Consider the following 21081-nt stretch of genomic DNA (forward strand, 5'->3'; position numbering starts at 1 on the left):
CCCCGGCCCCCGCGTCCCGTGACGCGGGGGCCGGCCCCTGTGCTCACCCGAATGGCGCAGGCCGGGTGACCGGCACGGACGTCGCCGGTTGTTAACGAGTGAGCCACCTCCAGCACACCCGGCTCACCACAGCGGTCCGCTGCTGTCCCCGTGGTCCCTATGTCGTCTTCTGTCGTCCGGAAGGAATGTGCGCCGCGCATGACACCCCGACTCACCGTCGTCGTCCCCATCTACAACGTCGAGGACTATCTCGGCGACTGCCTGGAGTCGCTGTCGGCACAGACCATGCGCGACCTGGAGGTCGTGATGGTCGACGACGGCTCCACCGACGGCAGCGGGACCGTCGCGCGGGCCTTCGCCGAGCGGGACACCCGGTTCCGGCTCGTCGAGCAGCCCAACGCCGGGCTCGGCGCCGCCCGCAACACCGGGATCCGGCACGCCACCGGCACCCACCTGACCTTCGTGGACAGCGACGACGTGATCCCCGAGGGCGCCTACGCGCTGATGCTCGACACCCTCGACGCCACCGGGTCCGACTTCGTCACCGGCAACGTCTTCCGGCTGCGCGCCGACGGCTCCACCGCCCAGTCGCCGATGTTCCGCAAGATCATGGCCACCACCCGCACCGCCACCCACGTCACCCGCGACTGGGGCCTGCTCGCCGACCGCATCGCCTGCAACAAGGTGTTCCGGCGCGACTTCTGGCAGGAGCACGCCTTCGAGTTCCCCGAAGGGGTGCTCTTCGAGGACATCCCCGTCGTGCTCCCCGCCCACTTCCGGGCGCGCAGCGTCGACGTGCTGTCCGACACCGTCTACCTGTGGCGCGACCGCGACGGCTCCATCTCCAACAAGCGTGCCGTCCCGCGCGCCATCCAGGACCGCACCGCCGCCTGCGCCTCGGCCGCCCGCTCGCTCGCCGAGCGCGAGGAGTGGCGGGAGGGCAAGCGCCGCTACGACGCCAGTGTCGTCGCCGGTGACCTGTGGATGTTCATGCAGGCGCTGCCCGACGGCGACGCCGCCTACCACGAGGCCTTCCTCGACCACGTCAACTCCTTCGCGGACAGCGTCGATCCGGGCATCTTCGACGACCTCCCGCTCGGCCTGAGAGTGCGCTGGCGGCTGATCCGGCAGCGCCGGATGTCCGAACTCCTCGCCTACATGGCGTACGAGAAGAGCAACCCCGGCGCCTTCACCGCCCGCCGCGGGCTGCGCGGCCGCCGCGCCGACTACCCCGTCCTCGGCGCCCGGCTGCCGCGCTCCGTCGCGGGCCTCGCCAAGACCGACCTGCCGCTCGACGCCCGGATCACCCGGGCCGCCTGGGACGAGGACGGCAAGCTGCACCTCACGGGCTACGCCTACGTGCGCAATCTGCCCGCCGGACGGCTCGCCGCCCGCGCCCGCGTCGCCTGGCTGCGGGCCGGAAAGCGGCGGGCGGTGCCGCTGCGGCTGCGCACGGTCCGCTCGCGCGAGGCGACCCTCGCCTCCAAGCAGGGCCTGCACAACTACGACCGGGCCGGTTTCGAGACCGTCGTCGATCCGGCGAAGCTGATCACCGCCCGGGCCAGCACCACCTGGAACCTGGAGCTCGGCGCCTGGGCCGGCGGCCTGCTGCCGCGCACCGGACCGGTCCGGCTGAGCGGCTCGGGATCCGTCCCCCTGCGCCACATCGACGACCATCTGCGGGTCGTGCCCACCCTCAGCGACGGCCGGCTGCGGCTGCGCATGGAGCGGCTCCCGGCCCGGCTCGCCGAACACAGCTGTGATGGCGAAACCATCCGCCTGACGGGCGCGCTGGCCGACGGCGCCCCCGGCGCCCCGCTCGCCGTCCGCGTCGAGAACTGGCGCACCAAGGAGTTCCACGACCTGCCGGTGACCTGCGACGGACGCGCCTTCACCGCCCGGGTCCCGCTCGCCCTGTTCGGCGGCTCGGCGGACGCGGCCGACCCGTGGGGCGTCGCCCTGGTCCGCGAGGGCGGCACCCCCGGCAACCCCGCCAAGGCCGTCTCGCTGCCGGTGCGCCCCGACATCGCCCCCGGCCGCTACGGGCTCGGCGGCGGCCGCGAACTGATGGTGCTCGCCAACGCGTCCGGCAACACCGAACTCCGCGACCAGGTCGTACGCCCCGTCGTCGACACCGTCCGCTGGGAGGAGTGCGGCGAGGGCAGCGACTGCCGGGCCTGCGCGGACTGCCGCGCACCGGGCCACCTCCTCCTCGCGGGCAGCTATCCGCTCGGCGGGGAGCGCGAGCTGGTCCTCGCCCACGACGGGCACGGCGAACAGGCCGTCACCCCGGTCACCGTCGCCGACGGCCGCTTCGAGGCCGTCCTGCGCCCGCACGCCGTCTCCGGACAGGCCGGGATCCTGCCGCTCGCCGAGGGCACCTGGCAGCTGTACCTGCGCGCGCCCGGCGACAGCGACCCCGACCGCGGCACGGCCGGTCTGCTGCTGATCGCCCCGGCCCGCCACGCCGACCTGCCGCTGTCCCGGGCCCTGCGCGGCCGGACCTTCACCGTGCAGCGCCGCCACCACGACCAGCTCGTCCTGCACTCCGGCTCGGCCCTGCCCGACGCGGACCGCGGACGCGCCGCCCAGAGCGCCCTGCGCGAGCGCTACGCCGCCCAGCGCACCCTGCCCCGCCGCGACGCGGTCCTCCACATCAGCTTCGACGGCCGCCAGTACTCGGACTCGCCGCGCGCCGTCCACACCGAACTCGCCGCCCGCGACACCGGCCTCGAACACCTGTGGGTGGTCCGCGACCAGCAGGTCGACCTGCCGCCCGGCGTCACCCCGGTCACCCTGTGGAGCGCCGAGTGGTACGAGGCCCTGGCCCGCTGCCGCTACGTCGTCACCAACACCCACCTGCCCGAGTGGTTCGAGCGCGCCGACGGCCAGTACGTCGTCCAGACCTGGCACGGCACCCCGCTCAAGCGGATCGGCCGCGACCTGCTCGGCAGCGCCAGCGCCGACCCGAAGTACATCGCGACGCTGCCCGCCCGCGCCGACCAGTGGTCGCTGCTCGTCTCCCCGAACAGCTTCTCCACCCCGGTGCTGCGCGAGGCCTTCGGCTACACCGGCGACGTGCTCGCCTCCGGCTACCCGCGCAACGACCTCCTGCACGCCCCCGACCGCGAGAAGCTGGCCGCCGCGGTGCGCGAACGGCTCGGCGTGCCCGACGGCAGACGCGTCATCCTGTACGCCCCGACCTGGCGCGAGAACCAGCGCCGCACCGGCGGCAAGTACGGCCTCGACCTCCAGCTCGACCTCGCCGCCGCCGAGGCGGCCCTCGGCGACGACCACGTCCTCCTCGTCCGCCGCCACTACCTCGTCGGCGGCGCGCTGCCCGAGAGCGACTTCGTCCGGGACGTCTCCCGCCACCCCGACGCGGCCGAACTCCTGCTGATCGCCGACGTGCTGGTGACCGACTACTCCTCCATGATGTTCGACTTCGCGCAGACGGGTCGGCCGATGCTCTTCCACACCTACGACCTCGACCACTACCGCGACACCCTGCGCGGCTTCTACTTCGACTTCGCCGCCAAGGCGCCCGGACCGCTGCTGCGCACCAGCGACGAGGTGATCGCCGCGCTGCTCGACGCGGACGCCGCCGTCGCCGGACACCGCGACGCCTACCAGCGGTTCCGCGAGGCGTTCTGCGACCTGGACGACGGCACCGCCGCCGCGCAGGTCGCCGACGCGATGCTCGCCCACGACGTGCGCGGGGGCAGCCGGTGAACAGCGTGGAACCCGACATCAGCGTCGTCGTCGACTGTCCGCCCGGCACCGCCGAGGCCGCCCTGCGCGACAGCGTCCGCTCGGTGCTCGACCAGACCCTCGCCGCCACCGAGGCCGTCCTCACCGGTGAGGGGGCCGCCGCAGCGGGCGCCGCCCTCACCGCCGACCACCCGCGCCGCGTGCGCACCGAGGCCCCGCGCGGCACGTTCGTCCTGCCGCTCGCCCCGGGCGAACTCCTGGAGCGCAACGCCTGCCGCAACCTGCTCGCCGCCGCCCGGCGCACCGACGCCGACCTCGTCGCCGGCCGCTGGACCCGGCGCACCGGCAGCGGCGCCAAGGAGCAGGGCCCCGCCTGGCAGCAGGAGCTGTACGGGCGCTCGCGCGTCGTCACCGGGCCCGCCGAGGCCCCCGAACTGCTCGTACGCGACGCCCTCACGGCCGGTTACGCGGTCCGGCGGACCCGGTGGGCCGAGGGCGGCACGGGCTTCGACCTCGCGCTCACCGCCCGCCGGACCGCCCTCGTCCCCAACCTGATCACCACCCGGCGCCCCGCCCCCGACCCGCTCGGCGACCTGCCGGCGGCCGCCGCGGCCCAGCGCCACGCCCTCGCCCTGCTCACCGACCCCGCGCTGCGCGCCGCCCGCGCCCACGCCTTCCTCACCGACCACGTCGTGCCGTGCGCCCGCGCCTTCCTCGGCGCCGCGCCCGGCCGCCGCGGCGAACTGGCCGCCGCCTACGCGCCGTTGCTCGACGGACTGGTCGACGAGGGCGTGCTGCGGGAGCTGGACCCCCTGGAGCGGATCGCCGCCGCGCTGCTCGCCGACGGCGACGCGCAAGGGGTGCACACGGCCGCGTACGCGCTGGCCCGGCCCGGCACCGTCGTCACCGCGCAGGCCCGCCACGAGGGGCGTGACTACTGGAGCCCGGAGCATCTGCACTCCCCGTACGACGTCACCGGACTCGGCGACGGACACCGCCCGTTGAGCGGGCTCAGGCTGCTCAACCGGGTCACCCGGTGCGCCCGCGAGGACGGGCGCCTGGTCGTCGAGGGCGCGGCCGTCCTGCCGCCCGCGCTGCGCGACACCGAACGCACCCACGTCCTCACCGCGAGCCTCGAACTCGTCGGCCGCGGCTCGGGCGCCCGGACCGTCACCGTGCCGCTCGACGACGTACGGCTGCGCGACGACACCATCGCCTGGCGGGCCACCGTCCCGCTCACCACCGTGCTGCGCCCGCGCGGCATCGGCGACCGGAACTGGGACCCCCGCCTGCTGCTCGGCGTCGACGGCGAACAGCTCGCGCCGCTCGACCTGTTCGCCGAGAAGGAGACCGTCGACACCAAGGCGACCGCGCTCCCGGCCCGCCCCCGCCTGGGCCGCCTCACCGCCGACACCTGGCAGCCCTACGTCACCGCCGGGCACCATCTCGCGGTCTGCCTGCTGCCCCGGCGCCGCCCGGCGCGCACGGCCAACGCGCTGGCCCGCTACGCCACGAACTTCCGCCCCGCCCGCGTGATCAAGCAGCGCTGGAAGAAGCTCCGCAAGAAGTTCGCCGCCCTGCACTCCCAGCGCACCAAGACGAGCGTCTACCGCCATCTGCTGCGCCGACTGCCCGTCAGCCGCGGCACCGTCGTCTTCGAGAGCCACATGGGCAAGTGCTACGGCGACAGCCCGCGCGCCGTCCACGAGGAGCTGGTGGCGCGCCGCCGCGGTGCCCGCGTCGTGTGGTCCTACGCGCAGGACCCCACCGGGTTCCCGCAGGACGCCACGCTGGTGCGCCGCTGGTCCTGGCGGTACCTGTGGGCGCTCGCCCGCGCCGAGTGGTGGGTCGACAACCAGGGCTTCCCGCACGCCCTCGACAAGCCGAAGCACACCACGTACCTCCAGACCTGGCACGGCTCCGCCTACAAGCGGATGGGCTACGACGAGATCCGGCACAAGATGCAGAACGCCCCGCAGCGCGAGCAACTGATGCGTGCCGTGGGCCGGTTCGACCGGTTCCTCGTCCGCTCCGAGCACGACGTGACCACCCTCGCCCGCGCCTACCGCATCCCCGAGGAGCGGCTGATGCGCGTCGGCTACCCGCGTAACGACCGGCTCGTCGCCGCCCGGGCCCGCGACGAGCGCGAGGGCCGCTTCCCGCGCCCCGCCCTCGCCGCGCACCTGGGCATCCCCGACCACCGCACGGTCGTCCTGTACGCGCCCACCTTCCGCGGCACGCCGAAGAACAAGAAGGCGCGACTGCTGCTCGACGTACGGGAGTTCGCCGAGCGGTTCGGCGACACCCACACGCTGCTGGTGCGCGCCCACTACATGGAGGCGGCGACCCTGCCCGTCACCCCGCCCGGCACCGTCCTCGACGTCTCCGGCCACCACGACGTCAGCGAACTCCTCTGCCTCGCCGACGTCCTGGTCACCGACTACTCGTCGATCATGTTCGACTACGCACTCCTGGACCGGCCCCTCGTGCACTTCGCCCCCGACCTCGACGACTACGCGGCGGAACGCGGCAGTTACTTCGACCTGCGCGCCCGCTCGGGCGGCCCGGTCGTCGACACCCAGGACGCGCTGCACGCCGTCCTCGCCCGGATCAAGGAGACGGACGCGGACTGGCAGGAGGCGCGGCGCGCGTTCGCCGCCGAGTTCGGGGCCTACGACGACGGGGGCGCCGCCCGCGCCGTCGTCGACGCCCTCTTCACCCGGAAGGCGGGCCGCTGATGACGACGCCAGTGACGACGCGGACCACCACCCGGGAGCGGGACCTCTATCTTGTCGCCAACAGCACCGACGAGCTGGGCGGGGTCACCGCCTGGACCCATCAGATGGCCCGGCTGTTCCAGTCGGCCGGACACCGCGTGCACGTCATCGGCGTGCACCGGGCCGACCTGAAGATGGCCGTGCCCGAGGCCCCCGACTACCCGGTCACCGCCCTGTATCCCGGACACCCGCTCACCGCGCGCCCGATGCGCGGCCGCCGCCGCTTCAGCGTGCCCGCGCGGCGCCGCGAGGCCCGCAGGCTCGCCGACAAGAAGCGGGCGATCGCCGAGCTGGACGCGATCCTGGGGCAGGCGCGGCCCGGCTCGGTCGTCATCGTCACGCAGGTGTGGCCGATGGAGTGGCTGCGCGAGACCGACACCTCGCACCTCACGCTCATCGGCATGAGCCACGAGTCGTTCGCCTACTCGCGCGCCTGCCACCGCTACCACTGGGTGAAGCGGCACTACCCGCACGTCGACCGCTGGCTCGCCCTCACCCAGGAGGACGCCGACATCTGGACCGCCGAGGGCCTCGACAACGTCGGCTTCATGCCCAACGCCCTCGCCCACCTGCCCGCCGTGCCCTCCCCGCGCACCGCGAACGTCGTCTGCTCCATCGGCCGGCTCGCCGACCAGAAGGGCATCGACATGCTCCTCGACACCTGGGCGAAGGTCGTGCCGCACCGCCCCGACTGGGAGCTGCACCTGTACGGGGCGGGCACCGACGAGCCCGAACTGCGCCGCCAGGCCGCCGAACTGGGCATCGAGGGCTCCGTGCGCTGGCAGGGCCGCACCGACGACGTGCCGGCCGCCCTCGCCGCCTCCTCGGTGTTCGTGCAGTCCTCGCGCGGCGAGGGCTTCCCGCTGGCCCTCATGGAGGCGATGGCCAGCGGTGTGCCCTGTGCCGCGTTCGACTGCGCGCCGGGCGTCCGGGAGATCGTCCGGGACGGTGAGGACGGGCTGCTCGCCCCTGCCGGTGACCTCGACGCCCTCGCCGACCGGCTGCTGCGCCTGACCGGCAATCCGCGGTTGCGGGATGCCATGGGTGAGCGGGCCCGAGCCAATGTCCAGCGGTTCTCCGAGGCGCGGGTCCTCGACCTGTGGGAGGAGTTGTTCGCCCTGCTGGAGCGCTAGCACTTCGTCCGCGGGCCGGTGGCCGCTTCTCGCGCAGTTCCCACCGGCCCGCGGACGAGGTCAGACCCGGGGCGCGGGCGCCGACGCCGGCGACTGGTGCGGGACCGCCGCCGCGCCGAGCGGCTCCTCGCCGAACACCACCCGCCGCACGACCCGCTCCCCGGCCCGCCCGTCCTCGTACGGGCAGAACCGCTCCCGGAACGCCGCCCGCAACTGCGCGGAGCGCGACCCGCGCCAGTGGCCCGTGGCGAAGATGTCGATCAGCTCGTCCTCGGACCGTGCGACCGCCCCCGGCGGGAAGGAGCGCAGGTCGAAGTAGGTGCCGCGGGCCGCCTCGTAGGCCTCCCAGTCGTCGGCGTGGACGACGATCGGGCGGTCCAGGGCCGCGTAGTCGAACATCAGGGACGAGTAGTCGGTGACCAGCGCGTCCGAGGCGAGGCAGAGCGTCTCGACGCTCGGGTGGTCCGACACGTCGATCAGCCGGGCGGCCCCGGCCCCGGTGCCGGTCAGCGGGGCCGCGTAGCTGTGGTGCGCGCGGGTGAGGAGCGTGAAGCGCGGGCCCAGGGTGCGCAGCATCCGCTCCAGGTCCAGCGGGAGGCGCTGGGTGATCCGGTAGTCCCGGTGCGTGGGGGCGTAGAGGATCGCGATCGAGTCGCGCGGGATGCCGAGGGTCTCGCGCAGCCGGGCGGTGTCCTGCGGACCCGCCGTGCGGAAGCGGTCGTTGCGCGGGTAGCCGTATTCGAGGGTCGTGTACGCGGCCGGGTAGGCCCGCTCCCAGGTCAGCGTGGAGTGCCGGTTGCTGGACAGGACGTAGTCCCACTTGTCGGCGTTGCGCAGCAGCTGGGCGAAGTCCGTGCCGCGGGCCGCCGCCGGGTGGTCCTGGAGGTCGAGGCCCATCTTCTTCAGCGGGGTGCCGTGCTGCGTCTGCACGAAGACCTGCTCGCGGCGCTTGACCAGGCGCCGGTCGAAGTTGACGTTGTTCACGAGGTACTTGGAGCGGGCGAGCGCCGTCCAGTACGCGGCCGTGCCCGGCGTCAGCGGCCGGGTGGCGGACGGGATCGTGTGGTGGTGCTCCGGCGCCGCGATCCACGACGTGCGCACGTGCGGGGCGTGGACGCGGAAGGCCTCCTCCAGGGCGCCCGGGTTGCAGCCGTGGCCGCGGCCCCAGTACGAGGCGAACACCGCCTCGTTCTCCCGCACCGGGAGCCGCAGCTGGACCCGGTAGTGGAGCTGGAGCGCGGCGGCCCTGAGCGTGCGCCGGGCCGAGGCGAGCCGGCGGGACAGGCGCCGGCCGACCGCCATCGCCGCCCACAGGGCGCGGTAGGTGCGGTGGGTGCCGAGCCGGACCAGGGCGTGCCGCAGCCGGGTGCGGCTGCTCACGCGGGCGCCCGGGGTGCGGTAGCGCCCGTAGTGGCCGCGCGCCCTGCGCAGGAACTCGGCGCGGCTGCGGCGGGGGAGCCGGCCCCGCTTGGTGAAGAGCGTGGAGAGGTGGTCGACCATCCTGCGGAACATCGCCGCGCGCCACTGGGCGTCCAGGTCCGGGTGCTGGTCGAGGAACTCGAAGACGCGCTCGTACTGGTCGAAGATGTCGAAGTGGCGGCGCGAGGTCGTGCCGAGGATGTTGCCGCCGCGGCGCTGGCGGTAGTGCACACAGACCCGGTCCAGGGTCGCCAGCGACTCGGCCGCCATCAGGACCGGGTACGTCCAGGGCGTGTCCTCGTAGTAGCCGGGCGGGAAGGTGAAGCCCTCGCGCTCGATGAACTCCCTGCTGTACGCCTTGTTCCAGACCACCATCAGCAGCTTCAGCAGGCCCGGCCGGTCGGCGAGCGTGAAGGGCGCCGGGCCGTCCTGGGCGAGCAGGTGCGCGAACTGGTTGCGGACCTCGCGGCCGTCCCAGAAGGTGCGCGCGTAGTCGAACAGCAGGACGTCGGGGGAGCCCGTCTCCTTGACGCGGTCCGCGATCGCCCGCAGCGCGCCCGGGGTGAGGGTGTCGTCGCTGTCGAGGAAGAGGACGTAGTCGCCGGTGGCGTGCTTGAGGCCGGCGTTGCGGGCGCGGCCCAGGCCCACGTTCTCGTCCAGGTGGACGGCCCGGACGCGGGCGTCGCGCGCCGCGAACTCGTCGATGATCTCGCCACAGGCGTCCGGTGAGCAGTCGTCCACGGCGATCACTTCGAGGTCCGTGAAGTCCTGCTCCAGCACCGAGGCGAGGCACGGGTGCAGATACGCCTGCACCTTGTACGCGGGGACGATGACACTGAACCGGGGCAAGGTGGCACATCCAGGGAGTCGGCGCGGGCATTCTGCCCGGGAACGGCCGACACGCAGGGAAGTTACGCACGATGCGGCATTCGGGGGATCCGCGCGCGGACGGCCGACGGGCGGACCCGGAGATCCCCGGTCCGCCCCTCAACCCCGCCCGGTGAGCTGCTACTTCACCGCGCCCGCCATCACGCCCGAGACGAAGTGCCGCTGGAAGGCGAAGAACACCGCGAGCGGAATGATCATCGAGATGAACGCGCCGGGCCCGAGCACGTCGACGTTGTTGCCGAACTGGCGCACCTGGGTCTGCAGCGCGACCGTGATCGGCTGGCTGCCCGCGTCCGTGAAGACCAGCGCCACCAGCATGTCGTTCCACACCCACAGGAACTGGAAGATGCCGAGGGAGGCGATCGCCGGAGCGGCCAGCGGCATCACCACCCGCACGAACAGCCGCAGTTCCCCCGCCCCGTCGAGACGCGCCGCCTCCAGCAGTTCGCGCGGGATCTCCGCGAAGAAGTTCCGCAGCAGGAACACCGCGAACGGCAGCCCGAACGCGACGTGGAAGAGGACCACGCCGAGCACCGAGCCGAAGATGCCGATGTCGCCGAAGAGCTTGGCGATCGGTACGAGGGCCAGCTGCACCGGCACCACCAGCAGCCCCACCACGATCAGGAACCACCAGTCGCGGCCCGGGAACTCCATCCACGCGAACGCGTACCCCGCCAGCGAGCCGATCACGATGACCAGCAGGGTCGCGGGCACCGTGATCAGGATCGTGTTGACCAGGGACGTCGTGATGTCGGAGTTCTCGAGGAGTTTGGTGTAGCTGTCGAAGGTGAGCTGCGACGGCTTGGAGAACACCTTCCACCAGCCGCTCGCCGCCATGTCGTCCGGCGAGCGCAGCGAGGAGAGCAGCAGCCCGACGGTCGGCACCAGCCAGAGCGCGCCGACCACGAGCAGCACGAACTGCACCACACCGCCGCTGAGCTTCTCGCCGATCCGGCCCGCGAGCGACCGCTTGGCCCGCACCGTGTCGTCGACCGTCGTCATCGCCGCGCCTCCTGCCTCAGCCGCCGCATGTTGAACCACATCACCGGGATCACGAGGAGCAGCAGGAGCACCGCGATGGCGCTGGCCAGGCCCTCGTTGTTCTCGTTGAACGCCGACAGGTACAGCTGCAGCGCCAGGACGTTGGCGTCGTCCTGGGTGGAGCCCGGCGCGATGATGTAGACGAGGTCGAAGATCTTCAGGACGTTGATCATGAGGGTGACCAGGACGACCGCGAGCACCGGTGCAAGGAGCGGCACCGTGACCCGCCGGAACACCTGCCACTCCGTCGCCCCGTCCACCCGGGCCGCTTCGAGCAGCTCCCGGGGGATCCCGGCGAGTCCGGCGCCGATGAGGACCATCGCGAAGCCCGCCCACATCCACACGTACGCGACCATGATCGAGGTCGTCACGATGTTGAGGTAGAGGTCGAAGCCGCCCAGATGGATGGTGAAGAACTTCTTGTCGCCGAGCCAGTCGACGCCGTTGTACGCCTCCTTGAAGTTCGCGGCGGGCAGCCGGAGTTTCGCCCCGTCGGCGGCGGCGGGCAGGGTGAAGGTGCCGTCGGCGGCGGCCGTCGTGGACGCCACCACCTTGCCGCCCTTCACCGCCTCGACCCGCATGCCGGGGTAGCCGACCTCGGTGGGGTCGACGCCCTTGGCCTTGCCCGCGCCCTTGCCGAGCGTGAAGTCCTGCCAGAGCGTGCCGGTGACCTTCCCCGGCGACGCGGCCGCCGCCTCGGCGGGCTTCGCGCCGTCCGGCATCTGGTCGGCGGCGACCCCGACCAGCGGCAGCAGGTACGCCTTCCCGGCCTGCACCGGCTCCTTGGTGAGGTACGGACCGCCCGCCCTGCCCGCGAGCGGGTCGTCGGCGCGCGGATGGGCCTTCGGGAACGCGGACGCCGAGCTGAACGTGTCGTGGACCGAGGTCCACACCGCGTTCACCGCGCCCTTGCCCGGATCCTGGTCGTACACCAGCCGGAAGATGATGCCCGCGGCCAGCATCGAGATCGCCATCGGCATGAAGACGACCAGCTTGAACGCCGTGCCCCAGCGGATCCGCTCGGTCATCACGGCGAAGATCAGGCCGAGTGCGGTGGCGACCGTCGGGGCGAGCACCACCCACCAGATGTTGTTGTTGATCGCGGCTTTGGTGTCGGAACGGGTGAACAGGGTCTGGTAGTTGTCGAAGCCGATGAACGAGCTGCCCGAGGCGTTGAAGAAGCTGCGCACGACGGAGTACCCGATCGGGTAGACGACGAGCGCGCCGAGCAGCACGAGCGCGGGCAGCAGGAAGAGGAGCGCGACGGTCCTGCGGGTACCGGTCACGCTCTTGAAACGGCGGGAGGCGGGGGCGGGCCCGGGTGTCGCCGACGCGGCCGTGGTGGCCGGTGCGTCGGCGGGAGCACCCGGGCCGCCGTCCTTGTCGGGTCCGGCGGCCGGGGTGGTCATCGCCCGATCAGTCCTTGTACGCCTTGACCGCGTCGGCCTCCAGGGTCCTCTGGGTGCCTTCGATGTCCTTCGGGTTCGCCAGGAAGTCCTGCAGCGCCTTCCACTCGCCCTTGCCGGGCGTGCCGCCGAACGCCTGCGGGGTCTGGTCCGACATGTCGAAGCGGAAGCTGTCGCCGGAGTCGACGAGCGCCTTCGCGATCGTGCGCTGCACGTCGTTCGGGTATGCGGACAGGTCCACGTTCTTGTTCGGCGAGAGGTAACCGCCCAGCTTGGCCTGGATGGTGGCCGCGTCGGGGGAGGCCAGGAACTTCACCAGGGCCTGCGCCGCCGGCGAGTCCTTGAAGATCACCGCGGCGTCGCCGCCGCTGACCACGGGCGCCTTGTCGCCGACCGCGGGGAACGGGAAGACCTTCGCGTCCGTGCCGACCTTCGCCTTCGTCTGCTGGATGTTGACCTGCACGAAGTCGCCCTCGTAGACCATGGCGCCCTTGGGCTGGTCGCCGCCGGTGAAGGTCTGCTCGACGGACTTGGTGAACTCGGTGCCCACCGCGCCCTTGTTGCCGCCCGCGAGGTAGTCGCTCTTGCCCCACAGCTGGGCCAGCGTCGTCAGGGCCTGCTTGACCGACGGGTCCGTCCACTTGATCTTGTGCGCGGCGAGCTGGTCGTACTTCTCCGGTCCCGCCTGCGAGAGGTAGATGTTCTCGAACCAGTCGGTGAGCGGCCAGCCGTCGGCGCCGGCGACCGACACCGGCGTCACCCCGGAGTCGTAGAGCGCCTGGCAGGTGGTCAGGAACTCCTTCCAGGTCTTCGGTTCCTTCGCCGCCGCGTTCTGGAAGACCGCCGCGTTGTACCAGATCAGCGACTTGTTGGCGGCCTTGTAGTAGGCGCCGTAGTTCTTGCCGTCGACCTTGCCGAGGTCCTGCCAGCCCTGGCTGTAGTTCTTGGCCAGTTCGGCCTGCACGTCCTTGTCGAGCGGCTTCGCCCACTTCTTGTCGACGGCCTGCTTGATCGCGCCTGGCTGCGGGAGCATCGCCACGTCGGGCGGGGAGCCGCCCGCGACCTTCGACCCGATGAAGTTGATGATCGGGTCCTGCGCAGGTACGAACGTGACCTTCGCGCCCGTCCGTTTCTCGAACTCCGCGAGCACCTGCTTGAAGTTCTTCTGCTCGTCACCGGTCCACACGGCGGCGATCTCCAGCGACTTGCCGTCCAGCTTCGGCAGTTGGAGGGAGGAGCCGGAGGACGCCGTGTCCTTCCCGTCCTTCCCGCTCGGCTCGTCGCTGTTGTCGTCGCCGCCGCACGAGGTGAGCGCGAGGGTCAATGAGCCCACGGCCAGGGCCACGGCTGCTCGGCGAAAGGTGGGTGTCCGAAGAGTGCTGCGCATCACTGCCCCGTTCTCGTCCTGAAGGCTGAACGTCCGTACTGAGCGCTGTACTTCTGGCTTGTTCGTGCGCTCTGGTCTACGCCCCACCAGGGAGAACCGGCAAGGGTGCCGGTCGCTCCGCGGGGGTGATCGTGACGGGGTCGTGATGCCGGGGGCGCGGGCGTGTTCCCGGGTGCGGGTGTCGTCGTGGCTGGTCGCGAGGTTCCCCGCGCCTCTGTCGGGCCGTCGTTCGCCCGCGGCCCGGTGGCCGCTTCTCGCGCAGTTCCCCGCGCCCCTGAGATGCGCACTTCGTGCGGCATCTCATCGAGGGCCGCGGCCTCGGACGGGAGGGGGGAGGCCTCTGACGGGGAGGCGCGCGAAGCGCAGCCTCAAGGGGAGGCTGCGCGTCAGCGCATGCCTCAGGGGCGCGGGGAACTGCGCGGCCAGCCACGACGGTGGCGCGCTTGAAGGACTGCTCAGGGGCGCGGGGAACTGCGCGAGAAGCTCCACCGGCGGGCAGACGAGCGGCGACGAGGGGGGCCCGCTACAGCAGGGACGGGACCTCCTGCGCGGAGACGGACCGCGCGGCCCGCTCCAGGGCGCTGGCCAGCAGGGCCAGATCCGTCGGCCCGTTGCCCAGCTCCCGGACCGGGCGGCGGTCCGGAGGATCCCCCATGCGGGCCCAGTCCAGAACGACCACGGTGGGCCGCAGGGTCGCCGTGCGCGGAATACGACCGGTGACCCGACCCGACTGCAGGCCCACATCCCGCCCATCGGCAGCGAACAACCGCCCACGCCCCGGCGCCGGATCCTCGACCCCGCCACTGCGCACGGCATCGAGCACCACCCGGGGCCGCGCGGCCCACCCGACGGCCCCGCCGGAGGCGAACGCCGCGACGAGATGCACCCCGAGCCGCTCCCCGTCCCGCGCCACGGCCTCCAGCGCCCGCACCACGGACCCCGCGGCGGGCCGCCCCGGCGACCCCAACGGCGGCGCCAGCAGCGCGTCCAGATCGTCGACGACCACCACGAGCCGCGGCAACGGCGGCGCCGCCTCCGCCTTCTCCCGCGCCGCGCCGGTCCGCAGCCGCATCGTGGGCATCGTGGAACTCGGCGCCGTGTCCAGATCCTCGGCCCCAGCCCCGGACCCGGACGCGGGCGCGCTGCGCTGGGGGACGAGCCGCCCGGCGACGGTGCGCTGGGTGTGCCACTCGGTGAAGTGCGTACGCCCTATCAACTCGGCCCGCCGCTTCAGCTCGGTGCTCAGCGACTGGGCGAACTCCCGCATCCGCACCGGGTCGTTGGCCGCGAGGTGGGTCGTGACGTGCGGCAGGTCGGTGCAGACCCGCAGCCCGTCCGCCGCGCCGCCCGACCCGCCGGTGCCGCCCTGCCCGTCGATGAGGACGAGGCTGAGCCGGTCCGGCCGCTCGGCGGCGGCGAGCGACGCGGCGACCGAGCGCAACAGCTCCGTCCGGCCGCTGCCCGCGGGCCCCTCGACGAACAGATGCGGGCCGTCCGCGGCGAGGTCGACCCCGACCGGCCCGCGCGGCCCGGCACCGAGCACCGCCACGACGCGGCCGCCCAGGGAGTCCGGATCGTCCGAGGCCGCCGCCCAGCGGGCCATCAGCGACGCGGGGGTGGCCCGGGCCAGCCCCAGCTCGTCCAGCAACCGGGCGACCTGCGGCAACGGCGCCGACACGCGCGCGTGGGGCAGCCCCGACGTGCCCGCACCCTCCGTGCGCAGCGGCGCGAGCGCCCGCGCGAACCGCTCCGCCCACGCGAGCGACACCGCGTCCACCGTGGCGACCGTGCCGTGCCCGACGGGCTGCCCCTGCGCGGCGCGGTGCAGCCGCAGCGAGGTCGCCACGTCTCCGCTGAGCAGTGCCACGGCGCCGCACGCGCGGAAGGGCGGGCTCTGCGCACAGGCCGCCTCATAGGTCTGGTCGACCGGCGACGCCGGGGTGGTGGCCGGCGTCTCGGCCAGGCACACGACGTGGATCCCGGCCGCGGCGCCCTCGGCGGCGAGCCGCACGGTGGCCTCCCGCAGCGTGGCCGACCCCGGGTCGCCGTCGACGACGACCACGGCGGCGGCGTCCGGACGCAGCCCCGCGGCGTGGTCGTCCAGGCGGCGCAGCAGCTCACCGGTGCGGGCGGCCGCCTGATCCCGGTCGTACGCGAGCAGCAGCCGGCAGTCCTGCCCGTGGGCCGGGCGCACATGCGGCAGCCAGCCGAGCCAGGACCACTCGGCGATCCGCTCCGCCTCGGACCGCGCCCGGTCGGTGCTGATCAGCACGACCTCCAGCCGGTCCGGCGCGTGCAGCGCCGCGAGCTGGGCCACGACCGCGCGGGCCAGGCCGGTGAGCCGCGCCCGCGGCCCCGCGAGCCCGAGCGCCCCCGCCTCGGCCAGTCCCACCGTCACCGGGACCGCGGGCAGCGGTCCGGCCCCGCCGGGACCCGGCCGGTCGACGGTGCCCAGCCGCACGGCCAGCGCCTCCGGGTGCCCGGGCCCGCGCTCCCACAGACGCGGCCCGGGGCCGAGCGCGGTGAGCAGCAGCGTGGCGGCGTCGGGCCAGGTCCCGGCGGCGGCGGGCATTGCGGGAACGGGGTCGGCGCCGCTGCGGGGAGCGGGCACGCCGGGCTGCTGCGGTGCGCGCATCGCGTACGGCTCGTGGATCGCGTGCTCGGCGTCCTCGGCGTCCCCGGACCGGTCGGTGTCCTTCGCGGCCTTCGCGTACCCCTCGTCGCGTCCGGAGCGGCGCAGCAGCCGGCCCAGACCGCCGCGCCTGCGCGGGGCGGACGGCAGCTCCGTACCGCGCGGTGGTGTGCCCGTCCCGGTCCGCTCCACGTCGGGCGCCCCGCCCTGCCCCGGTACGACGGGCTGCGCGCCCCCGGGCGCCGTGTCACCCGCGGCGCCCCAGGACGCGTCCCCGTACGCGTGCCGGGTCTCGTCGGCGGGAACCACCGGCGACGAGGGCGCGGCCGGGGCGTCGCCCGCGGCGGGCCGGCGGGTGTCCGCCGTGCCGAGCGCCACCCGCACCTGTCCCTCGCCGTCGGGCGCCGTCGCCAGCGGTGCCGTGCGGGCCGTGCCGCCCGCCGCCGTGACCCGCAGCGCCGACTCGCCCAGGCGCAGCAGCGTGCCGGGGGAGAGGGGCACGGGCCGCTCGTCCAGGGGGCGGCCCTCCAGCGTCGTCCCGTTCGTCGATCCCAGGTCCGCCACCGTGACCCGGCCGTCGGGGTCGAGCGTCACCGCGCAGTGCAGCCGTGACACGTCCGGGTCGTCCAGGCTGACGTCGGCGTCCGCGGAGCGGCCGATGCGGATCTGGCCGCCGTGCAGCAGATGGACACCGCCCGCGTCCGGCCCCGCCACCACGTGGAGCCGGGCCGCCGCCGAGTCGGGATCGGGGCCGGGATCGGCGGGGCCGCCGAGCGAGAGCACCGCGCCGTCGGTCAGCGGCGGCTCGCCCAGCAGGCAGCGCTGGGGATCGAGCCGCTCATGGCCCGCGTACAGCACGGAGGAGGGGGCGTCGCCGCCCGCGGCGGCCGCGACGAGGCCGGAGAGCACGGCGGCGAGCGCGGTGCCCGCGGGCGCTGTGACCAGGAGGTCGCGGGCCGGGGATGCTGCGGCCTCGACGGAGGCCATGACGGTAAGCCGGATCTGCATCGCCGCCAGCGGTCCCTTCTGCGCGGGCACCCGGGCCAGGGACGCCCGCGGTCCCCACCGCAGATTCCCCCGCCGCCACGGGCACGTCAGCCAGTGCTGAGAGGCATCCTCGCACCTGCCACTGACACTTCGCCCGCCCCCCACCCGTAAGTGATCTTGATTGGTCGGCTCTGCCCGCAAAAGTGCCTGCTCTGTCGCCGCCGGACGTCCGGTTGAGATCGCTCACGACCCCGCCCGGCAACCGCGCGACCCGGAAATGCGTCTTTCCGACGAAGTCTGTCCGTCGAACACGGGTATGAGTGGTCAAGGAAGATCGACAGCCTGCACCTCGTGCGGCGCCACTACAGTGGGTCGGAACACAGAACGCAAGCCAAGCAGGGAGCGCATGACGTGCGGCCGGTAGGCAGCAAGTACCTGCTCGAGGAGCCGCTCGGACGCGGCGCCACGGGCACCGTCTGGCGAGCCCGCCAGCGCGAGACCGCGGGCGCCGAGGCGGCCGTCGCCGGTCAGCCCGGCGAGACCGTTGCGATCAAGGTTCTCAAGGAGGAACTGGCCAACGACGCGGACGTGGTGATGCGCTTCCTCAGGGAGCGCTCCGTCCTGCTCAGGCTCACGCACCCGAACATCGTCCGCACGCGTGACCTGGTCGTCGAGGGCGAACTGCTGGCCCTGGTCATGGACCTGATCGACGGTCCCGACCTGCACCGCTATCTGCGCGAGAACGGCCCGTTCTCGCCGGTCGCGGCCGCGCTGCTGACCGCGCAGGTCGCCGACGCGCTCGCCGCGAGCCACGCCGACGGCGTCGTGCACCGCGACCTGAAGCCCGCGAACGTGCTGCTCAAGCAGGACGCCGGTGGCATGCACCCGATGCTCACCGACTTCGGCATCGCGCGCCTGGCCGACTCCCCGGGGCTGACCCGCACCCACGAGTTCGTGGGCACGCCCGCGTACGTCGCGCCCGAGTCCGCCGAGGGCCGCCCGCAGACCAGCGCGGTCGACATCTACGGCGCGGGCATCCTGCTGTACGAGCTCGTGACCGGGCGCCCGCCGTTCTCCGGCGGCTCCGCCCTCGAAGTGCTCCACCAGCACCTCAGCGCCGAGCCGCGCCGCCCCTCCACCGTGCCCGACCCGCTGTGGACGGTCATCGAGCGCTGCCTGCGCAAGAACCCGGACGAGCGGCCCAGCGCGGAGAACCTCGCGCGCGGTCTGCGCACCGTCGCCGAGGGCATCGGCGTGCACGCCAACAGCGCGCAGATCGCCGCCGCCGACGGCGTGGGCGCGCTCCTGATGCCCGACCCGGACCCGGCACAGGTCCCGGACGTTCCGGGCGCCGCCGACCCCACCCAGGTACTGCCGAACAACGCGTCCGGTTTCGGTCAGGTCGATCCGAACGCTGCGACGAGCGTCATGCAGCAGCAGGGCAACCAGGGGGGCCAGTACGGCGCGGCCGACCCGACGGCCGTCATGCCGCCGGTCCCGCAGAATCCGCCGGGCGGCGACTCCGACGACCCGCACCCGTGGCAGAACCAGCTGCGCGCGGCCCGCGACCGCAACGAGCAGACGCAGGTCCAGTACCTCGACCCGAACGAGGACCCGCTGCGCCGCCGTCCGCAGCGCCAGGTCCAGCAGCCCCAGCAGCAGCCGCGCCAGCAGAACTACGCGCCCCGGCAGCAGCGCCAGGCGCCGCGCTCGACCCCGCAGCCGCAGCAGCCCCAGCAGCCCAGGCAGCAGCCGCAGCAGCCCCAGCACTACGCGCCGCCGCAGCCGCCGCCCCAGCAGTCTCGGCCGCCGCGCGAGCCGCGCCAGCGCAGCGCCAACCCGATGAAGATCCCCGGTCTCGGCTGCCTCAAGGGCTGCCTTTTCATGATCGTGATCCTCTTCGTGGTGAGCTGGCTGGTCTGGGAATTCACTCCGCTCCAGGACTGGATCGGCACCGGCAAGGGCTACTGGGCCCAGCTGTCCGACTGGTTCTCGACCGTGAGCGACTGGATCGGCGATCTGGGGAGCAAAACCGGCAACTGAACTGCGATGTTGGAGATTTGTCGACATCCGGCGGGTGATTTCCCGCTCTGATGCGTTGGTTGGCGTCCGGGCCGCGTAGCTTGGGCGCCAACACGCGTCTGTAGGAGCAGTCTTGGCACGGAAAATCGGCAGCCGGTACACCGCCCACCAGATCCTGGGGCGTGGCAGTGCGGGCACCGTGTGGCTGGGCGAGGGACCCGAGGGTCCTGTCGCCATCAAACTGCTGCGCGAGGATCTCGCCTCCGACCAGGAGCTGGTCGGCCGCTTCGTCCAGGAGCGCACCGCCCTGCTGAGCCTCGACCACGCGCGCGTGGTCGGTGTTCACGACCTGGTCGTCGACGGCAACGACCTGGCGCTGGTCATGGACCTCGTCCGCGGCACCGACCTGCGCACCCGCCTGGAGCGCGAGCGGCGGCTCGCCCCCGAGGCCGCCGTCGCCATCGCCGCCGACGTCGCCGACGCGCTGGCCGCCGCGCACGGCGCCGGCATCGTGCACCGCGACGTGAAGCCCGAGAACATCCTGCTCGACATGCAGGGCCCGCTCGGCCCCGGCGGCGCGCACCCGGCGCTCCTCACCGACTTCGGCATCGCCAAGCTGATCGACACCCCGCGCCGCACCAAGGCGACGAAGATCATCGGCACCCCGGACTATCTCGCCCCCGAGATCGTCGAGGGCCTGCCGCCGCGCGCCGCCGTCGACATATACGCCCTCGCCACGGTCCTGTACGAGCTTCTGGCGGGCTTCACGCCCTTCGGCGGCGGGCATCCCGGGGCGATCCTGCGCCGCCACGTCACGGAGACCGTCGTCCCGCTGCCCGGCATCCCCGACGAGCTGTGGCAGCTGCTCATCCAGTGCCTCGCCAAGGCGCCGGCCTCCCGGCTGCGGGCCTCGGAGATGGCCGCCAGGCTGCGTGAGCTGCAGCCGTTCCTGGCCGGGATGGCGCCGCTCGACGTCGACGAGCCCGACGCCGAGCAGGACGCCGAGGAGCCGCAGGCGCCGGACGAGGAGCCGGTGGCGGTGGAGCGGCCCCGGCGCGGGGCCGTGCCGCTGGTGCCGGGGACGGCCTCGGCCGACTCCAACCGCGACACCCATACGTCGATGAGGGTCCCGGCGCCGGACGAGCTGGCCGGCGGCGCCCGCGGCACCGCCCGTGCCCCGCGCGCCTCGGGTGCCCCGCGGCCCGGCTCCGCCCGCAACCGGCACTCCGCGCGACGGCGCCGGATCACTCTGGGGGTGGCCGGGGTCGTTCTGGTGGCGGTGGTGGGCGGCGGCATCTGGGCCGTCTCCTCCGGAGGGGACGACCGCCCCCCGTCGGACCACCAGAACTCGGCCCCGGCCGAGCCGTAGCCCCACCGTTCCCACCCGCGGCTCCGGTGGGGGCTGGTCGCGCAGTTCCCCGCGCCCCTGAGATGCGCACTGCGTGCGCCATCTCATCAAGAGACGCGCGCCGCAGCCTCTCGGGCAAGGTGCGCGAGGGAGAGGCTGCGCGTCAGCGCACGCCTCAGGGGCGCGGGAAACGGCGCGAGAAGCGGCCACCGGGCCGCGGGTGAAGTGCGACCCAGGGGCGCGGGAAACGGCGCGAGAAGCGGCCACCGGGCCGCGGGTGAAGTGCGACCCAGGGGCGCGGGAAACGGCGCGAGAAGCGGCCACCGGGCA

General features: G+C 73.5%; 10 protein-coding genes. 5 read left to right on the forward strand and 5 right to left on the reverse strand.

Annotation, left to right across the window (positions count from 1 at the left end; all coding sequences use genetic code 11):
* Positions 1 to 198 precede the first annotated feature (198 nt).
* From ABT127_RS24195 to ABT127_RS24205, 3 genes are read left to right on the forward strand one after another with little or no spacing between them, the layout of a single operon-like run.
* Positions 199 to 3732: a bifunctional glycosyltransferase/CDP-glycerol:glycerophosphate glycerophosphotransferase gene (locus ABT127_RS24195; protein ID WP_351453693.1), complete on the forward strand. Its 3534-nt coding sequence runs from the start codon at positions 199 to 201 to the stop codon at positions 3730 to 3732.
* Positions 3729 to 6449, forward strand: coding sequence for a CDP-glycerol glycerophosphotransferase family protein (locus ABT127_RS24200; protein WP_351453695.1), 2721 nt, complete (start codon positions 3729 to 3731; stop codon positions 6447 to 6449). Before ABT127_RS24195 ends, ABT127_RS24200 begins: the two co-directional genes overlap by 4 nt.
* Positions 6449 to 7621, forward strand: a complete 1173-nt coding sequence (locus ABT127_RS24205; RefSeq protein WP_351453698.1) for a glycosyltransferase — start codon at positions 6449 to 6451, stop codon at positions 7619 to 7621. The genes ABT127_RS24200 and ABT127_RS24205 overlap by 1 nt, the downstream gene beginning before the upstream one ends.
* Before the next feature lie 60 nt (positions 7622 to 7681).
* On the opposite strand, the gene ABT127_RS24210 is transcribed toward ABT127_RS24205, so the two are convergent.
* The 5 genes from ABT127_RS24210 to ABT127_RS24230 form a co-directional block, all read right to left on the reverse strand.
* Positions 7682 to 9889 carry a bifunctional glycosyltransferase/CDP-glycerol:glycerophosphate glycerophosphotransferase gene (locus ABT127_RS24210; RefSeq protein WP_351453701.1) on the reverse strand — a complete coding sequence of 736 codons (2208 nt, stop codon included), beginning with the start codon at positions 9887 to 9889 and terminating at the stop codon, positions 7682 to 7684.
* 159 nt (positions 9890 to 10048) lie between these two features.
* The gene (locus ABT127_RS24215; RefSeq protein WP_351453704.1) at positions 10049 to 10930 is read right to left on the reverse strand and encodes a carbohydrate ABC transporter permease; all 882 of its coding nucleotides are present in this window, start codon (positions 10928 to 10930) and stop codon (positions 10049 to 10051) included.
* Positions 10927 to 12255 (reverse strand): carbohydrate ABC transporter permease, encoded by a 1329-nt coding sequence (locus ABT127_RS24220; RefSeq protein WP_351453961.1) that lies wholly within the window; start codon positions 12253 to 12255, stop codon positions 10927 to 10929. The genes ABT127_RS24215 and ABT127_RS24220 overlap by 4 nt, the downstream gene beginning before the upstream one ends.
* 130 nt (positions 12256 to 12385) lie before the next feature.
* Positions 12386 to 13762, reverse strand: a complete 1377-nt coding sequence (locus ABT127_RS24225) for an ABC transporter substrate-binding protein (protein WP_351453707.1) — start codon at positions 13760 to 13762, stop codon at positions 12386 to 12388.
* 523 nt (positions 13763 to 14285) lie between these two features.
* A complete protein-coding gene (locus tag ABT127_RS24230; RefSeq protein ID WP_351453710.1) occupies positions 14286 to 17402 on the reverse strand; it encodes an FHA domain-containing protein in 3117 nt (1038 codons plus the stop codon).
* 390 nt (positions 17403 to 17792) lie between these two features.
* Between ABT127_RS24230 and ABT127_RS24235 the strand changes: the two genes are divergently transcribed.
* Both ABT127_RS24235 and ABT127_RS24240 read left to right on the forward strand, forming a co-directional pair.
* A complete protein-coding gene (locus tag ABT127_RS24235; protein ID WP_351453712.1) occupies positions 17793 to 19424 on the forward strand; it encodes a serine/threonine-protein kinase in 1632 nt (543 codons plus the stop codon).
* A gap of 112 nt (positions 19425 to 19536) precedes the next feature.
* Entirely contained in the window at positions 19537 to 20772 is a 1236-nt protein-coding gene (locus ABT127_RS24240; protein WP_351453715.1) for a serine/threonine-protein kinase, read from the forward strand.
* Positions 20773 to 21081 lie beyond the last annotated feature (309 nt).

The sequence above is a fragment of the Streptomyces sp. NPDC001904 genome (assembly GCF_040297005.1).
In the GTDB taxonomy this organism is placed as follows: Bacteria; Actinomycetota; Actinomycetes; order Streptomycetales; family Streptomycetaceae; genus Streptomyces.

Coding starts and splice junctions, on each gene's coding strand:
- ABT127_RS24215 (WP_351453704.1), bottom strand. CDS start 10,930: ATGACGACGGTCGACGACACGGTGCGGGCCAAGCGGTCGCTCGCGGGC.
- ABT127_RS24205 (WP_351453698.1), top strand. CDS start 6,449: ATGACGACGCCAGTGACGACGCGGACCACCACCCGGGAGCGGGACCTC.
- ABT127_RS24230 (WP_351453710.1), bottom strand. CDS start 17,402: ATGCAGATCCGGCTTACCGTCATGGCCTCCGTCGAGGCCGCAGCATCC.
- ABT127_RS24195 (WP_351453693.1), top strand. CDS start 199: ATGACACCCCGACTCACCGTCGTCGTCCCCATCTACAACGTCGAGGAC.
- ABT127_RS24225 (WP_351453707.1), bottom strand. CDS start 13,762: ATGCGCAGCACTCTTCGGACACCCACCTTTCGCCGAGCAGCCGTGGCC.